Annotated in this window: 19 protein-coding genes and 1 tRNA gene; 14 read left to right on the top strand and 6 right to left on the bottom strand. The window is 74.0% G+C overall.

Going from position 1 to position 21794, the window contains the following annotated elements; all coding sequences use genetic code 11:
* Positions 1–24: 24 nt before the first annotated feature.
* A complete protein-coding gene (locus tag H7H31_RS14905) occupies positions 25–663 on the bottom strand; it encodes an NAD(P)-dependent oxidoreductase (RefSeq protein WP_187062816.1) in 639 nt (212 codons plus the stop codon).
* 121 nt (positions 664–784) lie between these two features.
* On the opposite strand from H7H31_RS14905, the gene H7H31_RS14900 reads away from it, so the two are divergent.
* Both H7H31_RS14900 and H7H31_RS14895 read left to right on the top strand, forming a co-directional pair.
* Positions 785–1261, top strand: coding sequence for a winged helix-turn-helix transcriptional regulator (locus tag H7H31_RS14900; protein WP_232109857.1), 477 nt, complete (start codon positions 785–787; stop codon positions 1259–1261).
* 76 nt (positions 1262–1337) lie between these two features.
* Positions 1338–1778, top strand: a complete 441-nt coding sequence (locus H7H31_RS14895; RefSeq protein WP_187062814.1) for a GNAT family N-acetyltransferase — start codon at positions 1338–1340, stop codon at positions 1776–1778.
* 195 nt (positions 1779–1973) lie between these two features.
* Here the strand turns inward: H7H31_RS14895 and H7H31_RS14890 are convergent.
* The 3 genes from H7H31_RS14890 to H7H31_RS14880 all read right to left on the bottom strand — a co-directional run bounded on the left by H7H31_RS14890 (position 1974) and on the right by H7H31_RS14880 (position 3408).
* Positions 1974–2046: transfer RNA gene (locus H7H31_RS14890), tRNA-Trp, on the bottom strand.
* A 393-nt stretch (positions 2047–2439) separates the two neighbouring features.
* Positions 2440–2844 (bottom strand): TIGR03618 family F420-dependent PPOX class oxidoreductase, encoded by a 405-nt coding sequence (locus H7H31_RS14885; RefSeq protein ID WP_187062813.1) that lies wholly within the window; start codon positions 2842–2844, stop codon positions 2440–2442.
* A 60-nt stretch (positions 2845–2904) separates the two neighbouring features.
* Positions 2905–3408 carry a hypothetical protein gene (locus H7H31_RS14880; RefSeq protein ID WP_187062812.1) on the bottom strand — a complete coding sequence of 168 codons (504 nt, stop codon included), beginning with the start codon at positions 3406–3408 and terminating at the stop codon, positions 2905–2907.
* A gap of 414 nt (positions 3409–3822) precedes the next feature.
* Between H7H31_RS14880 and clpB the strand changes: the two genes are divergently transcribed.
* The 3 genes from clpB (at position 3823) to H7H31_RS14865 (ending at position 8778) form a co-directional block, all read left to right on the top strand.
* Positions 3823–6510 (top strand): ATP-dependent chaperone ClpB, encoded by a 2688-nt coding sequence (gene clpB, locus H7H31_RS14875; RefSeq protein WP_187060689.1) that lies wholly within the window; start codon positions 3823–3825, stop codon positions 6508–6510.
* A 171-nt stretch (positions 6511–6681) separates the two neighbouring features.
* A complete protein-coding gene (locus tag H7H31_RS14870; protein WP_176163136.1) occupies positions 6682–7218 on the top strand; it encodes a type III secretion system chaperone family protein in 537 nt (178 codons plus the stop codon).
* A 1074-nt stretch (positions 7219–8292) separates the two neighbouring features.
* Positions 8293–8778, top strand: a complete 486-nt coding sequence (locus H7H31_RS14865; RefSeq protein ID WP_187060688.1) for a prevent-host-death family protein — start codon at positions 8293–8295, stop codon at positions 8776–8778.
* Positions 8779–8866: 88 nt separating this feature from the next.
* Here the strand turns inward: H7H31_RS14865 and H7H31_RS14860 are convergent, their stop codons facing one another.
* A complete protein-coding gene (locus H7H31_RS14860) occupies positions 8867–10060 on the bottom strand; it encodes a pyridoxal phosphate-dependent aminotransferase (RefSeq protein WP_187060687.1) in 1194 nt (397 codons plus the stop codon).
* A 509-nt stretch (positions 10061–10569) separates the two neighbouring features.
* On the opposite strand from H7H31_RS14860, the gene H7H31_RS14855 reads away from it, so the two are divergent.
* The 5 genes from H7H31_RS14855 (at position 10570) to H7H31_RS14835 (ending at position 15798) form a co-directional block, all read left to right on the top strand.
* Positions 10570–10845: a hypothetical protein gene (locus H7H31_RS14855; RefSeq protein ID WP_187060998.1), complete on the top strand. Its 276-nt coding sequence runs from the start codon at positions 10570–10572 to the stop codon at positions 10843–10845.
* A 310-nt stretch (positions 10846–11155) separates the two neighbouring features.
* Positions 11156–11674 carry a DUF2617 family protein gene (locus H7H31_RS14850; RefSeq protein ID WP_187060997.1) on the top strand — a complete coding sequence of 173 codons (519 nt, stop codon included), beginning with the start codon at positions 11156–11158 and terminating at the stop codon, positions 11672–11674.
* 125 nt (positions 11675–11799) lie between these two features.
* On the top strand, positions 11800–13467 hold the full coding sequence (locus H7H31_RS14845) for a polyamine aminopropyltransferase (protein ID WP_187060996.1): 1668 nt from the start codon (positions 11800–11802) through the stop codon (positions 13465–13467).
* Positions 13468–13690: 223 nt separating this feature from the next.
* Positions 13691–14749, top strand: coding sequence for a CoxG family protein (locus H7H31_RS14840; RefSeq protein ID WP_187060995.1), 1059 nt, complete (start codon positions 13691–13693; stop codon positions 14747–14749).
* A 179-nt stretch (positions 14750–14928) separates the two neighbouring features.
* Complete coding sequence (locus H7H31_RS14835) at positions 14929–15798, top strand: aldose epimerase family protein (protein WP_187060994.1); 870 nt, start codon at positions 14929–14931, stop codon at positions 15796–15798.
* 99 nt (positions 15799–15897) lie between these two features.
* On the opposite strand, the gene H7H31_RS14830 is transcribed toward H7H31_RS14835, so the two are convergent.
* Positions 15898–17478 (bottom strand): serine protease, encoded by a 1581-nt coding sequence (locus H7H31_RS14830; RefSeq protein ID WP_187060993.1) that lies wholly within the window; start codon positions 17476–17478, stop codon positions 15898–15900.
* A gap of 165 nt (positions 17479–17643) precedes the next feature.
* Between H7H31_RS14830 and H7H31_RS33920 the strand changes: the two genes are divergently transcribed.
* From H7H31_RS33920 to fbaA, 4 genes are all read left to right on the top strand, one after another.
* Entirely contained in the window at positions 17644–18438 is a 795-nt protein-coding gene (locus tag H7H31_RS33920) for an RNA polymerase sigma factor (RefSeq protein ID WP_232109856.1), read from the top strand.
* Positions 18435–19541: a CU044_5270 family protein gene (locus H7H31_RS14820; RefSeq protein WP_187059912.1), complete on the top strand. Its 1107-nt coding sequence runs from the start codon at positions 18435–18437 to the stop codon at positions 19539–19541. Before H7H31_RS33920 ends, H7H31_RS14820 begins: the two co-directional genes overlap by 4 nt.
* A 53-nt stretch (positions 19542–19594) precedes the next feature.
* Positions 19595–20134, top strand: a complete 540-nt coding sequence (pyrE, locus tag H7H31_RS14815) for an orotate phosphoribosyltransferase (protein ID WP_187059911.1) — start codon at positions 19595–19597, stop codon at positions 20132–20134.
* 218 nt (positions 20135–20352) lie between these two features.
* Complete coding sequence (gene fbaA, locus H7H31_RS14810; protein ID WP_187059910.1) at positions 20353–21375, top strand: class II fructose-bisphosphate aldolase; 1023 nt, start codon at positions 20353–20355, stop codon at positions 21373–21375.
* The last annotated feature ends 419 nt before the right edge of the window (positions 21376–21794 follow it).

Here is a 21794-nt window from a genome sequence, read left to right as displayed (position 1 = left end):
GCCACCGGCCTGAACCGGCCGGGCTCAGGTCACCGCTAGGTGGGTGCGGTGGTGGCGCGGCGCGGTGGCCTCGTCGAGCAGGGCGAGGGCGAAGTCGGGGTAGGAGATCCGGTCCGTCATGTCGCCGTGGGGGCGTACCGCGTACCGGCCGCCGCGCGCTCCCTCGTGGTCGAAGTCGCCGGACGGGCTCACGTACACCCAGTCCAACTCGGCCCCCGCGGCGCGCAGTACGTCGCGGCCGGCCGCGTGCGCGAGGCAGAAGGGCCGGAACTCGGCCGGGAAGCCGGGCGCGTCCAGCAGCGGTGTGCCGTCGGGCCCGGGCAGCAGGGCGGCGATGCCCCCGCTGACGAGCCGCCCGACGCCGGCCTCGCGCAACCCCGCCACCAGGGCGCGGGCGCTGGCGGGGAAGAACGCGCCGGGGTCGGTGCCCTCGCCGTACACCGCCGTGACGTTGATCGCGGCCGAGTGCCCGGCGGCCAGGGCGGCCACGCGGGCCGCGTCGGTGACGTCGCCGACGGCGATCCGTACGCCCGCGTCCGCCGGCCCCTGGTAGCGGGCGGCGGCTCGTACGACGGCGGTGACCTCGTGGCCACGGCCGCGGGCCTCGGCGACGGCCTGCCGTCCGGCCCGGCCGGCCGCGCCGAAGATGACGATCCTGCTCATGTCGGAATACCTCCGGGTGAGTTGGTGCTCGGGAAGGTATCCGGGCGGTCGGTTACCTTCCGGATACCGCCAAGGTCGCCGACGGGCGACCGCGGCGGCGAGGAGAGTCAGGAGGGGCCCCGTGACGCGCCGCGAGCCGCTGCCGGCCGACCTGTTCGACGAGGTGTGCCCGTCCCCGCTGCTGCCGTTCCGGTTCGGTGACAAGTGGGGCGCCCTGGTGTTGCGCTGCCTGGAGGACGGCCCGCGCCGCTTCTCCGAACTCCGCGTCCCGCTCCACCGCGTGACCCCGAAGGTGCTCACCCAGTCGTTGCGCGGCCTGGAGCGCGGCGGCCTCATCGTGCGTACGGAGTACGAGGCCCCGCGCCGCGCGGTGGAGTACGCCCTGACGCCGCTCGGCCGCAGCATGCTCGGCCCCATGCGGGCGGCGTGCGCGTGGGCGGCCGACCACTGGGACGAACTCCTCGACGCGCACGAGTCGTACGAGTCGCGGGAATCGCACGGCTCGCACGAGTCGCGGGAATCGCACGGGTCGCACGAGCCGTACGGCGAGGCCGTCGGGGGGAGGCGGCGCGGTGTCGGCATGGGACGGCGGGGGTGAGCGCGGGTAGTCCGGGCCCGGGATCGGCGGCGGGGCGTGGCCGCCGGGCCGTGGGGCGGCCTTCGTACGGTGAGGGGTGTGTCGAGCGTGGAACTACCTGATCCCGCCCGAGGTGCGGTACGCGCCGACCGCCCGCGTGGTCACCTCGGACGGGGACGACCCGGCGGCGCTGCGAGCGGCGAATCCGGGCAACTGGGGCGCGGGGGAGTGGGACGACCTCCTCGACGGCGCGCTCGGGCCCTGGGCCATGGCCGTGGCGGCGGGCCGGGTCATCGCCATCTGCCACACCCCGTGCTGGTCGGCGCGGGCGGCGGAGGCGGGGGTGTGGACCCGCCCGGGCTGCCGCGGGCGCGGCCACGCGGCGACGGTCACGGCGGCCTGGGCTCGCGTCATGGCGGCGGCCGGGGACGGCAGGCGGCTGTTTCACAGCACGACGGCCACCCACCACGCCTCCCAGCGGGTCACCCGCCGCCTCGGACTCCGCCAACTCGGCTGGATGTGGAAGCTGACCGCCTGACGAGCCCGGTAACGCGGGTGCGGGGTCGGGCTGCTGAGGGGGCGCTGGTGGAGTGCCGTGGTGGCCGACACGCGTTCTCGTCGCGGGGCATCTTCGGGTGGGGCCAGCCGTGGTCCGGGCAGCGAGAGGGCCAGCTCCCGCGCCTGAGGTGGCGTCAGTAGCTGGCCCGTGCCGTGCCGTTTTCGACTGCTGTAGCAGGGGCGGCAGGAATCGAACCTACAGCCTTCGGTTTTGGAGACCGGTGCTCTGCCAATTGAGCTACGCCCCTTCGGTACGTGTAGCTTGCCACGGCACGGCGGTCGCTAACCAGGGCATTGTCCCGGCATGTGGACACGGGGGACGAGAGGTACGTGTCGGGGCGCTTGACGGATGCCGGACGGTGGCTGACGGGCCGTGGGATTTCGTGGCGATTCGTCGCTCGTGCGGCGGTACGTTCCGTGCTCGGGCCGGGATTTCTCGGTGCTGGTGGGCGGCCCGTCGCGGCCGTTGGCAGCTTGTTGCGACCGCGCGTCGCGGTGCGGGGCGATGGCGCTCGCGCGGGGCGCGCGCTCCTCGCCGGCACGCGACGGGGTGCGACCCGCCTCGTACGACCGGCCCACGGTGGCTCGCGGCGGCTCGCCGTGACAGGGCCAGGGGGACGGCCACAGCCGGCCGGAGTCGGTCAGACGTTTCCCATCGCCCGCGTCAGGGTGATCTCGATGGCGACGCGCTCGGGGTTGGGCCTCGGCTGTCGGCCGTAGCGCTCGGCGTACCGGCGTTCCGCCTCCGTGACGCTGGCCTCGTCCGTACGTACCCGGGCCCGGCCCTCAAGCGTGGCCCACCGGGCGCCGGCGAACTGGCAGACGGCGACCAGGGCGCCGTCGGGTCCTGCGGCCTGGACGTTGGCCGCCTTGGTGCTGGTCTTACGGCAGATGATCCGGGCGACGCGGGCCTCGGGGTCGAAGGTCGCGCCGACCGGCGTCACGTGCGGGGTGCCGTCCGGGCGGGGCGTGGTGAAGGTGCACAGGTGGCGCTCGTGCCAGAACGCGACGTAGGCGGGGTCGGGGTGGTCGAGGTCGATGGCCATGCCGGGCAGCGTAATGGGCCCCGCCGGTGGGGTCGCACCGGGACATACGTCGCGAACGCGTCAGGTGGTCGGCCCGGGGCCCGGGGGCTGGTGCCGCGACGGGTGGGGACGCGCGGGCGGTGGCGGGGCCGCCCGGGCGCGGCGGGTGTCGATGCGGTAGCCGACGGCGAGGGCGATGGCGCCGAGGACCAGCAGGCAGAGCAGGGCGCCGGGGAGCCAGACCGCGCGGTGCAACGGGGCGGTCGAGGAGTAGGCCCAGTCGTCGCCGGCGAAGATCCTGTCGCCTACGGCCACCGGCGGGTTCTTGATCTCGCCGTGGCCGGTGCGGCCGTCGGGGAAGACCCACTCGCTGCCGCAGGCGGCGGCGGGGGCCGTGCCGACGCCCTCGGTGCAGCGTTCGAGGGTGCGGACGGTGGCCGTCTCGCCGGTGATCAGGCGGTGCGCGTTCGTGCCGACCCACAGCGCCACAGCGCCGATCAGCACCAGCAGCAGCCCGAACGCCGCCAGCGGCGTGCCCAGCGCGCGCAGTCGGCTCCGCGTCGTGCGTCTCGCGTCCTCACTCATGGCTCTGGCCCGCCCCCGTAGTCCGCCTGATCCTCACCCGTCTGGCCGATTGTCGTACGTCTGCCCCGCCATCGGACCGAGTGTGCCTGGTCGGACCGGTGCGGCGGGGGCCGGCCGAAGGGGCGCGGGCGAGCCGGGCGGGGCGAACCGGGGTGGGGGGAACCCGGACGGTGGGCACTCGGGTGGGAAGGGCGGGACGCCGGCGAGGGTGCGGTGAGGGCGGCGGGGAGCTGGGGCGCCGGACCGGCGGGTGGCCGGGTGGCCGGGTGGCGGGTCGGTGGCGGCCCAGCGAGCGGGCCTCGGCGCTGATGGGAGCGAGAGAAAACTAAGTTGAGTGGAATAGACTCAACTTACCGTAGGCTGTAATAAGCAAGATGGTGGGACCGTGGTCGAGGAGCGAGGAGGAGCGCGACCGTGGATGCCGAGCTGACCAACAAGAGCCAGGAGGCGCTGAGCGCCGCCAACGAGCGTGCCGTGGCGGGCGGGCACGCCGATCTGACCCCCGCCCACCTGCTGCTGGCGCTGCTCAGCGGGCAGGACAACGAGAACCTGATGGACCTGCTCGCCGCCGCCGAGGCCGACGCGGCCACGCTGCGCTCCGGCGCCGAGCGGCAGCTCGCCGCGTTGCCGAGCGCCCAGGGCTCCACCGTCGCGCCGCCGCAGCCGAGCCGGGACCTGCTCGCCGTGCTGGCCGACGCGTCCCAGCGGGCCAAGGAGCTCGGCGACGCGTACATTTCCACCGAGCACCTGCTCATCGGCATCGCCGCCAAGGGTGGTCCGAGCGGGGAGCTCCTCAACCAGCAGGGGGCGAGCGCCAAGCGGCTGCTCGACGCCTTCGAGACCAACAGGGGCGGAACGCGGGTGACCAGCCGGGACCCGGAGGGCACGTACAAGGCGCTGGAGAAGTTCGGCACGGACCTCACGGCCGCCGCGCGCGACGGCAAGCTGGACCCGGTCATCGGCCGGGACCAGGAGATCCGGCGCGTGGTGCAGGTGCTCTCGCGGCGTACGAAGAACAATCCGGTGCTCATCGGCGAGCCGGGCGTCGGCAAGACCGCCGTCGTGGAGGGGCTCGCGCAGCGCGTCGTCAAGGGCGACGTGCCCGAGTCGCTCAAGGACAAGCGGTTGGTCTCGCTGGACCTCGGCGCGATGGTGGCCGGCGCGAAGTACCGTGGCGAGTTCGAGGAGCGGTTGAAGACCGTGCTCGCGGAGATCAGGTCCAGCGAGGGCCGGATCATCACGTTCATCGACGAGCTGCACACCGTAGTCGGCGCGGGCGCCGGCGGCGACTCCGCGATGGACGCGGGCAACATGCTCAAGCCCATGCTGGCCCGTGGCGAGCTGCGGATGGTCGGCGCGACCACCCTGGACGAGTACCGGGAGCGGATCGAGAAGGACCCGGCCCTGGAGCGCCGCTTCCAGCAGGTGCTGGTGGCCGAGCCGACCGTGGAGGACTCGATCGCGATCCTGCGCGGGCTCAAGGGGCGGTACGAGGCGCACCACAAGGTGCAGATCGCCGACGCCGCGCTGGTGGCCGCCGCGACGCTGTCCGACCGCTACATCACCTCGCGCTTCCTGCCCGACAAGGCCATCGACCTGGTGGACGAGGCGGCGTCCCGGCTGCGCATGGAGATCGACTCCTCGCCCGTCGAGATCGACGAGTTGCAGCGCGCCGTGGACCGGCTGCGGATGGAGGAGCTGGCCCTCAGGAACGAGTCGGACGAGGCCAGCAAGCAGCGCCTGGAGAAGCTGCGCCGCGACCTCGCCGACAAGGAGGAGGAGCTGCGCGGCCTCGGCGCCCGCTGGGAGAAGGAGAAGCAGGGCCTGAACCGGGTCGGTGAGCTGAAGGAGCGCCTGGACGACCTGCGCGGACAGGCCGAACGCGCGCAGCGCGACGGCGACTTCGACGCCGCGTCCAAGCTGCTCTACGGCGAGATCCCGGCCGTGGAGCGGGAGTTGACCGCCGCCGCGGAGGCGGAGGAGGAGGCCAGGAAGGGCGACCGGGACAAGATGGTCAAGGAGGAGGTCGGCCCGGACGACATCGCCGACGTCGTCGCCTCCTGGACCGGCATCCCGGCCGGCCGCCTGCTTGAGGGCGAGACGCAGAAGTTGCTGCGCATGGAGGACGAGTTGGGCCGGCGGCTGATCGGCCAGCACGAGGCGGTGCGGGCGGTCTCCGACGCCGTGCGCCGCACCCGCGCCGGCATCGCCGACCCGGACCGCCCCACCGGTTCCTTCCTCTTCCTCGGCCCGACCGGCGTCGGCAAGACCGAGCTGGCCAAGGCGCTCGCGGACTTCCTCTTCGACGACGAGCGGGCCATGGTCCGCATCGACATGAGCGAGTACGGCGAGAAGCACTCGGTGGCCCGCCTGGTCGGCGCCCCGCCCGGTTACGTCGGGTACGAGGAGGGTGGCCAGCTCACCGAGGCGGTGCGCCGGCGCCCGTACTCGGTGGTGCTCCTGGACGAGGTGGAGAAGGCCCACCACGAGGTCTTCGACATCCTGCTCCAGGTGCTGGACGACGGCCGGTTGACGGACGGCCAGGGCCGCACGGTGGACTTCCGCAACACCATCCTCATCCTCACCTCCAACCTCGGCTCGACGTTCCTGATGGACCCGCTGCTGAAGGAGGAGCAGAAGCGGGAGAAGGTGCTGGAGACGGTGCGGGCCTCGTTCCGGCCCGAGTTCCTGAACCGGCTCGACGACCTCGTGATCTTCCACGCGCTCGGCACGGGCCAGCTCCGCCGCATCGCCGAGCTGCAGATCGACCACCTCCAGCGCCGCCTTGCCGACCGCAGGCTGGTCCTCGACGTCTCGGACGCGGCCCTGGAGTGGCTGGCCAGGCTCGGCCACGAGCCGACGATCGACGCGCCGGAGGCGGGCGGCGGCCCCGACCTGTCGTACGGGGCCAGGCCGCTGCGGCGGCTGGTGCAGACGGCGATCGGCGACCAGCTCGCCCGGGCCATCCTCGCCGGCCAGGTGCGCGACGGCGACACCGTGCGCGTCGACCACGAGCTGGGCGCCGACGGCCTGACGGTCTCGGCCAGCTCCGGCGGGCAGACCGCCGCGTCGGAGCCGGCCGGGTCGGCCGCGGACGGCTGAGCCGGCTGAGCCGGGCCGTCCGGGCGGCCCGGCGCCGGGTGTGCCGCGGGTTGAGCGGAATCGCCCGGCCCGCGGCTGCCGGGGCGAGCCGGGCCGGTGGCGCGTGCGGGGTTGCGGTGACCGGGCGGTGATGAGGGAGGATGGCGGAATCCGTACGAAGGGAAAAACACGGTGAGCATCGACCCGACCTCGATTCCGAATTTCGGGGGCCAGCCCGAACCTCAGGAGGCTGGGCCGAGCGGCCCGGTCCTCCCCGACCAGGACCTGGTCAAGCAGCTCCTTGAGCAGATGGAGCTGAAGTACGTGGTGGACGACGAGGGTGACCTCGCCGCTCCGTGGGAGCAGTTCCGCACGTACTTCATGTTCCGCGGCGAGGAAGAGCAGCAGGTCTTCTCGGTGCGCACGTTCTACGACCGGCCGCACGAGCTGGAGAACAAGGCCCAGCTCCTGGAGCTGACCGACGACTGGAACCGCCGCACCCTGTGGCCCAAGGTCTACAGCCACACGAACGACGACGGCAGCGTCCGGCTGATCGGCGAGGCGCAGATGCTGATCGGCACCGGCGTCAGCCTGGAGCACTTCGTCTCCTCGACGGTGAGCTGGGTGCGGGCGTCCATCGAGTTCGACAAGTGGCTCGTGGAGCAGCTCGGCCTGGAGGCCGACATCGAGGGCACGCCGGGCGACGGCGCCGCCCCCGGCGCGGAGTAGCCCCGCCCCCGCACGAGGCCGGCCCACCCGGCGCCGCTGGCACAGCCCATCGGCCCGGGCGCGCACGGCTGAGCGACGACACGAGGCCCGGTGAGCACGGCCCGCCCCACCAGGCGGCCGACGCCCACCGGGCCTTTCGCGTGCCACGGGGACGTACGGCGCGAGCGGGTGGCCTTACGGCCGAAGCGGGGCATAAAGGAGGCCGGGCTCCCGGGAATGCAGGCGGGAGCCCGGCCTCCTTCACGATGCGCCACCGCGCCCGCGCCCGCGACCGGAGACGGCCGAACGGGTTCGTCCCCCGTCGCGGCTGCCCCGGCCTGCCCCCTTACGACAGCCCCGACAGCCCCGGCGGCCCTCCGGCCCGGGGCGCGCTGCCGAGGGGCCGCTGTGCGCGCGTGTCGGCTGCGCACGACGCGGCGACAGGAGTCGGCTGGGGCGGCTGTGAGACCTACGGATCGATCATGTGACGCCGTACGCCCATGGAGCGCGCCCGGCGTACGCCCCCGTCTAAGCCAGTGCGGACAAGTGCGCCCCAGGCGTACGACGCACGCCCGCGGCACGTCTACTTCCTTTCGCCGCTGGCGTATGCCGCTGGACCGGCGGCCCCGGCGCGAAGACGGCCGCCCCGCCCCGCACCGCACGTGCGGGGCGCGGCACGAGTGCCCCAGAGCCGCCCCTCCACACCCGTTCGGCGGGTACCCGCGTGTCCCGTGTTCTGGCCCAGCGGGGCCCGCTTCGCACCGACGGGTGGGAGCGAGCCGGCGCACTCGGCCGGGCGAACGTGCGCCCCCCGGGTGCGGGCACGGGGCGCGCACCGGCATACGCCGGGGCGCCACGGGGGCGCCCCGGCGAACCGGGGCTCACTCCCGGCCAGCGCTCGGGCGGGGTGCTGTGCGGACTCTGGCCGAGATGTGGGGGCGTGCGGGGCGCGCGGAGGGCGGGGCGAACGCCGCGTGCCACGCGCCGCGCGCTTGGGCCGCGCGGGAGGAGCGGTGGGGGCGGGGCTGGCTGGGCTGGCTGGGCCACTTCTCGGCACTCCGAATAATCAGAGTGCAGTCTGAGTACACTCTGAGCATGGCCATCGCGCACCGTGCGGCAGAGATAGAGTCCGTCTCCTTCACCGATCTGTCCCGTAACCCGAAGGGCGTCGCGACGAGGGCCGCGGCCCTGGGACGTCTTCGCGTCACGCATCGGGACGCGCCCGACATGATGTTGACGACGGTCGCGCGCGCGGAGCACGCCGAGGAGAACCTGACGACTGCCTCTCGGCTGTTCCTGGCACTGATGAAGCAGGACGACGGGGCCAGGTCGCTCCAGCTCGCGCTGCCAGAGGTGTTCCCCTGGGCGCGGCACTTGGACGCGGAAGAAACCCGAGCCTTCACCGACGAGCTTCTTGGAGCACTGTCCGACGCCGCTGAGCTGGGGGCGGGGGAGGCTGTGCATCGCGCCGTCGTGTCCTGGCGCGCCACGGCTCGCGTCAATGCCGACCCTGACCAGCTCAGGGAATCGCCGCGGCCGCTCGATGGCGACGTCCTCGGTCAGGTTGAGGTGCGTGGGTGAGTCCGAAGAAGTGAGCCGGGCGTGACGGGGCCGGGCCCGGCTCGCGGGCCCGGCCCCGGCATCCGGTGGAGCGGGGGCGCCGTGCGGGTCAGGGGGTCAGCTGCTTGAGGCGGTCCACCGCCTCCTCCAGCACGCTCATCCGCTTGCAGAACGCGAAGCGCACGAACGGCGCGCCCGCCTCGCGGTTGTCGTAGAAGAACTGGTTGGGGACGGCCACCAGGCCGCAGCGCTCGGGGAGGCCGCGGCAGAAGGCCAGGCCGTCGCCGTCCGCGGAGATCTCCGGGCCCAGCGGGCGGATGTCGGTGGTGATGAAGTACGTGCCGGCCGGCCGGAAGACGGTGAACCCCGCCGTGGCCAGGCCGTCCGCGAGCAGGTCCCGCTTGACGGCGAGCTCGTCGCGCAGGCCGGCGTAGTACGAGTCGGGCAGGGTCAGGGCCTCGGCGATGGCGTGCTGGAACGGGCCGGAGGCCACGAACGTCAGGTACTGCTTGGCCGAGCGGACCGCCGCCAGCAGGTCCGGCGGCGCGGTGACCCAGCCGACCTTCCAGCCGGTGAAGGAGAACGTCTTGCCCGCGGAGCTGATGGTCACCGTGCGCTCCCGCATGCCGGGCAGCGACGCCAGCGGGATGTGCTGGTGGTCGTCGAAGACGAGGTGCTCGTAGACCTCGTCCGTGATCACGTACAGGTCGCGCTCGATGGCGATGGTGGCGATCGCCGCCAGCTCCTCGCGCGTGAGCACGGTGCCGGTGGGGTTGTGCGGGGTGTTGAGGAGGATGAGCCGCGTGTTGTCGGTGACGGCGTCGCGCAGTTCGTCCACGTCGAGGCGGTAGCGACCCGCCTCGGGGTCCGGGCGCAGCGTGACGGGGACCCGGGTGCCGCCGGCCATGGCGATGCCGGCCGCGTACGAGTCGTAGTAGGGCTCCAGGGCGACCACCTCGTCGCCCGGTTCCAGGAGTGCGATGAGCGAGGCGGCGAGCGCCTCGGTGGCGCCGGCGGTGATGAGGACCTCGCGGTCGGGGTCGTACTCCAGGCCGTACCAACGCTGTTGGTGCGCGCAGACGGCCGCGCGCAGTTCGGGAACGCCCGGGCCCGGGGGGTACTGGTTGCCGCGCCCGTCGCGCAGCGCGCGCACGGCAGCCTCCCTGACCTCCTCGGGACCGTCGACGTCGGGGGAGCCTTGACCGAGGTTGATGGAGCCGGTTCGGATGGCGAGGGCTGCCATTTCGGCGAAGATCGTCGTTCCGAATTCGGCGAGGCGGCGGTTGAGCGGAGGTCGCTTCATACGTCACATCCTCCGCCGAACCTCTGGATTTGCTCAACTCTGCTTTGGCCTGGAATGGCCCCGGGCATCACAGCGGTACACGCGGGGAGTTCGCGCGGGCGCGACGCGGGACAAGCGCCCCGGAGCGCATGAGGGGGCTTTGCGGACTTCGTCGCGCCGCACCGTGTGTGCGGCGCACCCATCGCGTGCGGAGTTTCGCGGACGATCTCACCAGCAATAACTGCACAGGCATCGATAAAGAGCGAAGCGCCGGAATCAACAGAAACGCTGGAATCTACCGAAACTACAGAATCTGCGGGATCTACGGGGCAACGGGGATATCGGGGGATCAAGGGGGACAACGGGGGGGGGCGGGGCGCCGGGAGGGACCCACCCGGCGCGCACGCGCCGCGCCAGCGGGGGCCGGGAAGGGCCGCCGCCGCGCGTCACTCGGGCCCGCGCCCTCCCGGTCGCCCGCGTCGGCCGCGCCTCGCTTCGGGGGACAACGGGGAACGAAAGGTCGTGAGGGCATGGGATTCGCGCTCTTCCTGTACATCGTGGTGATGGTGGCGATCGTGCTCGCCTGGTTGGGCAAGGTGGCCGGTGGCGGCAAGAAGCGCCGTGGGGGCGGCGGGAGTTGGTGGGCCGGCGGTGGTTCGTCGGGTGGCGGTGGCGCCTCGGGCGGTGGCGGCGCCTCGTGCGGTGGCGGGTCCTCGTGCGGTGGCGGGTCCTCGTGTGGCGGGGGCTCGTCCTGCGGTGGCGGTGGTGGCGGAGGGGGTTGCGGCGGCGGGGGCGGTGGCTGCTAAAAGCCGGAAATGCGGCTGGCTCGTGCTGGTTTTGCATATGCGCCCGGCGGGCTGAGGCCCGTCGGGCGCTCAAACGTTGAACAATTGATCTGGGGGGCGCTCGGGGGGATGGAAACCTGGTGAAGATGGGTAAAAAGGCTGTGCCGCCACGCATTTCATGATTCCGTGTCTCTCGGACCCTATGGACCCCACGGACCCCACGTGGTCAGCAGCCGGCGCATAGTGACCCCCTGGTCCCCTCGGGATGGGGGTTGCCTTATGGGGGATAAGGGCCGGCCCATCTTCCACTGCGTGCTTCCGGAGCCGACCCATGCTCACGATCCTCAAGACTTCCTACACCGATACCCGTGCCTCCGACCTCGCCTGGTGCCTGGGCCGCGAACCGCAGCCCGCGCTCGCCGTCCTCGACCTGCAACTCGGCTCCGCCGCCGTGCAGTTACGGCTGCTCGGCGCCTCGCACCAAGTCCTCCTGGAGGGCCGTGACGGGCGTTGTTCGGAGACGGTGGCGTGCATGCCCGGAAGTAGTACCCCCCTCCCGCTCGGCGTGTCCAAGCTGCTCGAAGGGCGGGAGTACGAGTTCGCGGCGCGCATCGAGACCCTCTCGCGCGGCTCCTTCGCGGGGCGCGCGCAGGAGTTGCTGGCGCTGGTCGCCGACCACCCGCACGGCCTCGCCGGCACCTTCCCGGGCAGCCCGCACGCGTTCACGGCCATGCTCGCCCACCGGCAGGAGGGGCAGATCGGCTGGCGCACCTGGCACGCGTACCCGCAGGAGGGGTGCCTGGTGGCCACGCGCACGCGGCTGGGCGCGCGCGTGGTGGCGGCGCTGTAGTCGCGCGCGGGGCGCTCAACGGTGCCCGCGGGAGGCGCGGTTGAACCGCGAATGCCCTGAAATGCGATGCATTCCCCCCGTGTGAGTGACCGATGGTGAGACGGGGGTCACGTAACGTTCACCCCATGATCGACCCGCCGGTGCCCCTTGTGTCCGTTGCCGAGGAATCGCCGACGGGGCCCGCGGGGCCGTCCCGGGTGCCGGCCCCGGCCGGGCGGTTCGCCGTCCTGGCCACCGTGTTCGTCTGCGCGGCCTGCGGTCTCGTGTACGAACTCGAACTCGTCGCGCTCGCCTCGTACTTGACGGGTGACTCGGTCACCCAGGCGTCCGTCGTGCTGTCCGTCATGGTCTTCGCGATGGGCACGGGCTCGCTGCTGGCCAAGCGGCTGCGGGTGCGGGCGGCGTTGGCGTTCGGGGTCGTCGAGGCGCTGCTCGCGCTGGTCGGCGGGGCGTCGGCGATGGCGCTGTACGCGTGCTTCGCGTGGTACGGGGACACCCGGTGGGCCATCGTCGGCTTCTCGTTGGCCATCGGCGTGCTGATCGGCGCCGAGGTGCCGCTGCTGATGACGCTGATCCAGCGGGTGCGGCGGCAGGACGCGGGCGGGGCGGTCGCCGACCTGTTCGCCGCGGACTACGTCGGCGCGCTCGTCGGCGGACTGGCCTTCCCCTTCCTGCTGTTGCCACGGTTCGGCCAGTTACTCGGCGCCCTGCTGACCGGCGCGGTCAACGTCGTCGTGGGCGGGGCGCTGGTGCTGTGGGTCTTCCGGCGCGACCTGTCGCCGCGCCAGCGCGGCACGCTGATCGCCGCGAACGGCCTGGTGCTGCTCCTGTTGGCCAGCGGCGCGGTGCTGACCGAACCGTTCGAGGGCGCGGCGCGGCGCGCGGTGTACGGGCCCGACGTGCGGGTGGCCGTCCACACGGACGTGCAGGAGGTCGTCATCACGGGCGGGGCCGGGGCCGGCTCGGCCGGGGCGCCGCTCGCCCTGTACCTCGACGGCGAGTTGCGGGTGAGCGCGCGCGACGAGTTCCGCTACCACGAGGCCCTGGTCCACCCGGCGATGGCCGGCCCGCACGCGCGGGTGCTCGTCCTCGGCGGTGGTGACGGGCTCGCCCTGCGCGAGGTGCTGCGCTACCCCGGAGTGCGCACGGTGACGGTGGTCGAAGTCGACGGCGAGGTGGTGGAGCTGGCGCGCACGGACCCCGGGCTCAGCCGGCTCAACCAGCGCGCGCTCGATGACCCGCGGGTGCGGGTGGTGCGGGCGGACGCCTTCGGCTGGCTGCGCGAGCGCGGCCGGCCCGGCGGCCCGAGCCCCGGCGGCCAACCGGGCGGCGGCTACGACGTGGTCCTCTCCGACCTGCCCGACCCGGGCCTGACGGCCAGTACCAAGCTCTACTCGCAGGAGTTCTACGGCCTCGTGCGCCGGGTGATGCGGCCCGACGCGCGGCTCGCCGTACACGCGGGGCCGCTCGACGGGCGCCCGCGGGCGTACTGGACGGTCGACGCGACGGTGCGCTCCGTCGGGCTGCGCACGGTCCCGTACGGCGTGGTCGGGCGCCTCGCGCGCGACCCGGAGCGGTCAGGCGGCGGCGAGCGCGGGTCGGGCCCGTCCGGTGACTGGGGCTTCGTGCTGGCCGCCCGCGACCGGCCAAAGCTGCGACTGCCCGCGGCGCGGCCCGCGCTGCGCTCGCTCACCCCCCGGGCGCTGCGCGCCGCGCACCGACAGGCGGAACGCCGGCACCGGCCGGGCGCGCCCACCTCCACACTGACGCACCCGCGCTACGGGACGGGCTGAGGCGGGGACCCGCGCTGGCGCGAGGATGTTGGGGCCGGCTGGGGGCGGGCGGTGGACGGGGTCGGCCCGGGTGTGATTGTCGTAGCCATGTCACTTACGGTGGTGGTCGGGGCCGTGTCCGTGACGGTGCGTCCATGGCGGGGTGGTCGGGGTGGCGACGCGGCGCGGTGAATGTGGACGCGACGATGTCTGATCCCGGACGCGGTGAGTACGCTCGGGGGTCATGGAGCATGAGGTGTTCGTCCCGGTTCCCGTAGACGACGTACGGCGCGCGCTCACCGAGCCCGCGCGCATCGCCCGCTGCCTGCCCGGGCTCCAGCAGGACGATGACGCCGGCTCAGACGCCATCGCCGGCCGGCTGCGGCTGCGCATCGGTGGCTCCTCCATCACCTACCGGGGCGTGCTGCACATCGCCGAGCACGGCGACCGGGTCGAGTACGCGGGCGACGGCGCCGAGTCGCGCGGCGGCGCCGGCGTGACGGTGACCCTGGCCGTGGCCCCGCAGGCGACTGACGGCGGCACCACGCTGCGCTGCGCCGGCGAGGTCGAGCTGACGGACGGCGAGGGCCGGCTGACCGAGTTCGACGCGGAGACGGTGGCCTCGGCGGCCCGCCGCCTCCTCGACCGGTTCGCCGAGGAGTTGGCCGCGGACCTGGCGGCCGAACCGACCCCGACCGCACCGGCGACGGCCGACGACGCGACCGAGGCCGGCGCTACGGCTGACACGGACGCGGACGCGGACGGGGAGGCCGAGGCCGGCGCGCCGGACGGACCGGCCGGATCGCCCGGGTCGGCGGAGGGGGCACCCGCCGCCGCGCCGGGCGGTAAGCCGGACGACGTGTCGCGGGATGACGCGGCCAGCGGTGACGCGCCAGGGGACGACCTGCCCGGGGACGACGCGACCGCGGACGAGCTGTCCCAGGACGACGTGAGCGGGGACGCCGTGAGCGGGGACGCCGGCGTGGTCGAGCAGCCCGCCGACGCGACCGCGTCCTCGCTCTTCGAGACCGAGGTACCGCCGTCCTCGCTGGAGCCGGACGCGCTCGGTGGCTCGGCGGCGGCGGCGGAGGTGCCGCCGGCCGAGGCGGCGCACGCGCGGCGCACGATGATCGGCCGAAGCGCCGAGGAGGTGGACCACGCGCCGCCGCGCGGCCGGTACGCGCCGGTGCCCGCGCCCGAGACCGCGTCCACCGTGGCCACCCTGCGCTGGGCCGCGCCCGCCGCGGCGGCCGTGCTCGCCTCGGCGGTCGTCGTGGGCCGCGTGCTGCGCCGCCGCAGGTAGGGCCGTACCGGCGTCCGAGACGGCGCCCGGGCGGGGGTCGCCGCCCGGGCGGGCCGTGGGGGCGTGCGCCGGAGCGGGCGGGCGTCGGCGGGGGGCGGAATGACGCCGGGCGACCCAGGTGGCGCGGCACGCGGTGGGCAGCGGGACGCGGGCCCGGGAGCGCCGTTAGGGTCGGCGGGGTGAGCACCCAAGAGACCACGGATGGCGCCCCGGGGGCGCGCGACGTACGGCTGGTGGCACCCGGATTCGCGGAGTTGACGATCCGTCCGGAGGACGGCTGCCGCATCAGCTCGCTGATCATCAACGACCTGGAGGTGTTGCGCCAGGGCGACCGGTACGGCTCCTTCCCGATGGCGCCCTGGTGCGGGCGGATCGAGCTGGGCCAGTTCCGCAGCTTCGTCACCGCGCCGGGCGGGGGCGACGGGGCGGCCCGTAGCGGTGGCGTACGGCACCAGATGCCGATCAACGCGACGCCGCACGCCATTCACGGTACGGTCCGCGACCAGCCCTGGCGCACCGCGACGGTCGACGACCAGTCCGCCACCTTCTACTGCGACCTGACCGACCCCTGGCCGTACCGCGGGCGCGTCACCCAGACCTTCGAACTGACCGACGACGCGCTGACGTTGACGATGGGCGTCGAGTCGCGCGGCGACTCCTTCCCCGCGCAGGCCGGCTGGCACCCGTGGTTCCTGCGCCAGCTCGGCCCGACCGGCGCGCCGGTGCAGATCGCGTTCGACCCCGCGTGGCAGGAGGAGCGGGGCGTGGACCACCTGCCCACCGGGCGGCGCGTCGAGCCCGGGCCCGGCCCGTGGGACGACTGCTTCGGGATGCCGGACGGCGTGGACGTCACGCTGACCTGGCCCACCCAGTTGGAGCTGACCATCACCAGCGGGGCGCAGTGGGTGGTGGTCTACGACGAGCAGGAGGAGGCGGTGTGCGTGGAGCCGCAGTCGGGCCCGCCGAACGGCCTCAACACGGTGCCGCGCCTGGTGACGCCCATCGACCCGCTGGAGGTCTCGACGACCTGGCGCTGGAAGCGGTTCTGAACCACGTGACCCGGCCCCGGACCCCGGCCGGCCCCGCCGCGCGGGGTGCCGGCCCGGCCGGGCGCCGCGCGGGGGCGGCGGCCGGCCGGGCCGGGTGGGTCACCGCGTGCGGTAGGCGCCGATCGCGGTCTGGGTGAGCGTGTTGCCCGCGGTGTCGGTCAGCCTGGCGCGGAGCGAGACGCTGGTGCCGGACCGCTGGGCCGGGATGGTCGCGACGCCGCGTACCACCGCGGTCCGCTGCCAGGACGTGCCGCCGTCGACCGAGTACGCGACCTCAAGCGCGCGCGTGTGGCCCGTGGCGGCGCCCTGTACGGCGACCGGGACGCGCAGCGCCGTGTCGGCCGGCGCGGCACCGGTCAGGTCGAGCGTCGGCGTGAACCGCACCGCGCTCACCGGCACCGCGACCCTGCCGTTGGTCTGCCGGGAGGCGAAGGTCCACGACGCGGTCACGGTGGTGGCGGCGCCGGGCGCTCCGGTGCGCCGCGCGGTGGCCGTGACGCGGTAGGTGGCCCGGTCGGCCGGCACGTCGAAGGTGGCCTGGCCGGGCTCGCCCGTCACGGTCTTCACGCGCTTCCCGTCGCGGTACAGCGTGGTCCGCGCCGTGTCGTACTCCGGGGTGGATGGCGCGTGGCCCTCGCCGTCGGTGAGCAGCGGGACGTCGACGGTGAGGCGGTTGCCGTCCCGTACGACGCCGGCGCCGCCCGGGAGGCTGGGGCCGAAGACGGCGTTGTTGAAGGTGCGCGTGGTGGTGTGGCCGGGCCGGGTGGTGACGTTCTGGGCCTCGTACGTGGCTCCGCCCTGGCCCTCCTCGTCGCGGGGGGTGGTGTAGCCGATGTCGTAGGGCCCGCGCGCCGGTTCGACGAGGAGGCTGGTGGTGCCGGGGGCGGGCACCGGCAGCGGGAATGCGGTGGACAGGTCGGTGCTGGGCGAGACGTTCAGCACGGACGTGCCCTCGGTGCCCGGGCGGGCGGCGCCGCGGATCTTGATCTCGCCCAGGTCCTTGGCGGCCGGGCGGCGGTAGAGCCCGGTCGGCGCGCGGTCGCCGGTGACGACGTTGCCCAGCGCGTAGCTGTGCTGCTTGGTGGCCCAGTACGAGTCGTACCACGTCTTGACCGAGCCGGCCTCGGCGGCCGGACCCAGGTGGGCGACGCGCAGGGTGGGCGTCGCGATGGCCATGTTGGTCTCCCGGACGACGCCGTCGTACTCGGCCGACAGCCCCATGTTGCCGAGCCGGAAGTCGGCCGTGCTGTCCGGGGGTCGCACGTCGACCAGCTTGGCGTTCCGGGCGTCGACCGTGATGGACGTGTCGTGGTCGAGGTCGAGCCTCGGCTGCACCAGCCAGTCCGTGCCCTCCGACGAGATGCCGCTCCACACCATGGCGGCGAGCAGGTACCGGCCCTTGGGCAGCCGTACGGTGGTGACGCCGGTGTCCCCCTCCGCCTCGAAGCCGTGCCTCGTGCCCTCCCCGGCGAACTCGGTGAGGGTGGTCTTGTAGAACTTCGAGGGGCGCCCGTCGCGGCCGATGTGGTGGATGGTGAGGGTGTACGTCGGCTGCTCGGCGGTGATGGCGGCCCGGCCGGCGGGCGCGGTCTCGGAGGCCGAGGCGTTCCAGGTGGGCAGGGTGCCGGCGACGACGGTGGCGGCCACGGCCAGCGCCCGCAGGGCGGTTCGGCGGGGCATCCGGGGGGATGGGGGCAACGGAGAAGTAGTCATGATCAGCACTGCGCGTCCGCGCGCCGGAGTTCCCATGACCCGCGTCACTCTCCGCCGGGCGGGGCGCGGCCTGTGGCGCAGGTCACCGGAACCGGGGCGGCGCGGGAGGCAGTGCTCAGTGTGGAATCACTCATGAGACATCGCTTCCGTAGCGGGGACCGCGACGCCCTGGGGGAGCTCTACGACGAGCACGCCCAGGTGCTGTACCGGTACGCCCTGCGGGTGACCGGCGACTGGGCGGAGGCCGAGGACGTCGTGTCGACCACGTTCCTGGAGGCGTGGCGCGGCCGGGAGAAGGTGCGCCCGGGCGAGGAGAGCCTGCGCCCGTGGCTGCTGGGCATCGCGACCAACGTCATGCGCCGCGACGCCCGGGCCCGTCGCCGCCGCGACGTGGCGCTCGCCCGGGTCCCGGAGCGCGGCGCGGTCCCGGACTTCGTGGACGACCTCGTCGCGCACCTCGCGGACACCGAGCAACTGCGGGTCGCCCGCATCGCCCTCGGCAAGCTGCGCCGCCGCGACCGCGAGGTGTTCACGCTGGTCGTCTGGGCCGGCCTGGACTACGCCACGGCGGCCGAGGTGCTCGGCGTGCCGGTCGGCACCGTCCGCTCGCGGCTGTCCCGCGCCCGTGGCCGGCTGCGCGAACTGGCGACCGCCGAGACCCGCGCGGGCCGTGAGGACAGCCAGGACCGTAAGGACAGTCAGGGCCGCGAGGGCCGTCAGGCCACGGCTCCGCAGGCACCGCCGCCCACGCCCGGCGGGCCGCCCCCGCAGGGCCCGCGGACGTCACCGGCCGCCACCCGGTGGCCGACCGTCGTCTCCGGCCCCGGCCCCGCCCCGGCGACGCCGGCCCCCGCACCCTCCCCCGACTCGCCCCCGCCGGGCCGCTTCTCCGTGGCCCCGTCGCTGACCCAGGAGAACCACGGATGAACGTCACCCCGCGACGCCGTACGCCGGACCGGCCCGAGGAGGCCGAGCGGCAGGAGATGACCGCGCTGCTGCCCCCGCCGTCCGTCCCCGACCTGGCCCCGGAGCGCGAGCGCGCGCTGCGGCAGGCCGTGCTCCGCGAGGCCGCCCGCGAGGAGCCGGCCGCCGCGCGCGGCGGCCTCGGCCGTACGGCTCGCACGGCCCGTGCGGCCCGCCCCGCACGGCGCCGCTTCCAGGTCCGCTTCGTGGCGCCGGCCCTGGCCTGCGCCGTGGCCGGCGCCATCGTCGCGGTGAACCTGTCGTCCACGGACGACGAGCCGCGCGACGGCACCCGGGTCGAGGCCCAGGAGACGCCCGAGGCGACCCGTCTGCTGGACCGCGTCGCGCTCGCCGCCGCCGAGGGCGAGCGACCCGAGGTCGGCGCCGACCAGTTCGTGTACGTCAGGAGCAAGGTCGCCTACGCGGGGCGCAGCGCCGGCGGCGGTTCGGTGACGCTGCCGCCCGCGCACACCCGGCAGGTGTGGCTGGCCGCCGACGGCAGCCGCCCGGGCCTGCTGCGCGAGGCGGGCAAGCCCGACAGCACGCTGGGTGACGACGCGCCGGTGTACACCGTCGACCGTCCCGGGGCGACGCCCCGGCCGAGCGCGACCGGTTCCGGCCCGTCGGTGACCAACCCGACCCATACCTACGTCGCCACGCTGCCCACCGATCCGGTCGCCCTGCTGGAGCTGATCCGGCAGCAGACCCGTGGCCAGGGCCAGGACCCGGACCAGCGGGCCTTCACCGCGATCGGCGAGCTGTTGGCCGAGACGTGGGCGCCGCCGAAGGTCAACGCCGCGCTCTACCGGGCGGCCGGGAGGATCCCCGGGGTCACGGTGGTCCGCACGGCCAAGGACGCGGCCGGGCGCGAGGGCGTCGCCGTGGCCCGCACCGCGCGTGGCCAGCAGACGCAGTGGATCTTCGACCGGACCAGCCACGCGTTCCTCGGCGAGCGCACGGTGAGCACCGAGGCCGGCGACGCGGGCCCGGCCGGAACCGTGCTCGGCACCTCCGCGATCCTCGCCAAGGCCGCCGTCGACCGCGCCGGCCAGGCCCCGCGAGGCTGACCCCAGCCGGCCACCAGCGGGCGTCGCCGCTGGACACGGCTAACCTCGTGCGTATGAGCGACGCGCGTGATGCCCTCCTGGAGCAGATCAAGAACAAGGCCGTGGTGCACGGCAAGGTGACCCTTTCGTCCGGTCTCGAGGCCGATTTCTACATCGACCTGCGCCGGATCACCCTGGATGGCGAGGCCGCGCCGCTGGCCGGTCAGGTCATGCTCGACCTGACCGCCGACCTGGAGTACGACGCGGTGGGCGGGCTCACGCTGGGCGCCGACCCGGTGGCGACGTCGATGATGCACGCCGCCGCCGCGCGGGGCCGCCGCCTCGACGCGTTCGTGGTCCGCAAGGCCAACAAGGCGCACGGCCTCCAGCGGCGTATCGAGGGCCCGGACATCGCGGGCCGCCGCGTGCTGATCGTGGAGGACACCTCGACCACGGGCGGCTCCCCGCTGACCGCCGTCGAGGCGGCGCGCGAGGCGGGCGCCGAGGTGGTGGCCGTGGCCGTCATCGTCGAGCGCGGCGCCGCGCCTGCGATCGAGGCCGCCGGCCTGCCGTACTACCAGGCGTACGGGCTGGCGGAGCTGGGTCTGGACTGACCGTCGCACGCCCGTAAATGATCACTTGACCTGCGCTTTTGTCGAGGGCGGGGGCCGTTTCACGTGAAACGGCCCCCGCCCTCGGCGCGTTCGGCGTCCAGTGCGCGACACGCCGTGGAGCCGAGCCGGACGAGTCTGGAAGGATGGGGGCGACGATGACGTCGCCCCCTAGGTCAGGGCATTCACAACGCAACCGGCACTTCACAAGGAGCGGACCCATGCCCATCGCAACCCCCGAGGTCTACAACGAGATGCTCGACCGGGCGAAGGCAGGCAAGTTCGCCTACCCGGCAATCAACGTGACCTCGACGCAGACCCTGCACGCGGCACTGCGTGGCTTCGCCGAGGCCGAGAGCGACGGCATCATCCAGGTTTCCACCGGTGGCGCCGAGTTCCTGGGCGGTCAGTACAGCAAGGACATGGTCTCCGGCGCGGTGGCGCTGGCCGAGTTCGCGCACGTGGTGGCCAAGAAGTACCCGGTCAACATCGCGCTGCACACCGACCACTGCCCGAAGGACAAGCTGGACGGCTTCGTCCGGCCGCTGATCGCCCTCTCCCAGGAGCGCGTCGCCGCCGGTCAGAACCCGCTCTTCCAGTCCCACATGTGGGACGGCTCCGCCGAGAAGCTGGACGAGAACCTGGCCATCGCCAAGGAGCTGCTCGCCGAGGCCGTCAAGGCGAAGATCATCCTTGAGGTCGAGATCACCCCGACCGGTGGCGAGGAGGACGGCGTCACGCACGAGATCAACGACGAGCTGTACACCTCCGTCGCCGACGTGGAGAAGACCGCCGCCGCCCTCGGCCTGGGCGAGAACGGCCGCTACCTGCTGGCCGCCTCCTTCGGCAACGTGCACGGCGTCTACAAGCCGGGCAACGTCGTGCTCCGCCCCGAGCTGCTCCGCGACCTCCAGGACGGCCTGGCCGCCAGCTCCGGCAAGGCCGACCCGTTCGACTTCGTCTTCCACGGCGGCTCCGGCTCCACGGAGGAGGAGATCCGCACCGCGCTGGGCAACGGCGTCGTGAAGATGAACCTCGACACCGACACCCAGTACGCCTTCACCCGCCCGGTCGCGGACCACATGTTCCGCAACTACGACGGCGTGCTCAAGGTGGACGGCGAGGTCGGCAACAAGAAGACCTACGACCCGCGGAGCTGGGGCAAGCTCGCCGAGGCCGGCATGGCCGCCCGCGTCACCAAGGCGTGCGCCGACCTGCGCTCCACCGGCACGAAGCTGAAGTAACCCCGCACCGCCGGCCCCCGGCGGCCCCGGCCCCCGTGGCCGCCGGCCACCGGCCCGGCTCCCGCGCGCTGCCTCCCGGGGCCCGGCGCCCTCCCCTGGTTCGCCCAGGCGGAGGGGCCGGGCCCCTCGGCGTGCCGGGGGCCGGGCTTTTCGCGTGCGAGGAGGCCGGGCCGCTGGCGTGACGAGGGAGTGGGGCGGCGGGCGTTCGGGCGCGGGCGCCGCTCGTACGGGGGCGCGCGCCGTCACGGTGGCGAGTTCGCGGCGCGGCCGGGTGTCAGGGTGGCCGGGCGGTGCCCCGGCGCGGAAGATCGCAGGCATGACGGACCCGCGACGCCCCGGCCCCGAGCCCGACCCCGACACCCCGCCCGACGCCGACCCCGGCCCCGGCTCGGGCCCCGGCTCGGAGTCCGGCCGCGAGC

This window comes from Streptomyces buecherae, from assembly GCF_014295035.1.
In the GTDB taxonomy this organism is placed as follows: domain Bacteria; phylum Actinomycetota; class Actinomycetes; order Streptomycetales; family Streptomycetaceae; genus Streptomyces; species Streptomyces youssoufiensis.
Note: the sequence above shows the minus strand (reverse complement) of the source record. Positions and strands in the feature narration are given on the sequence as shown.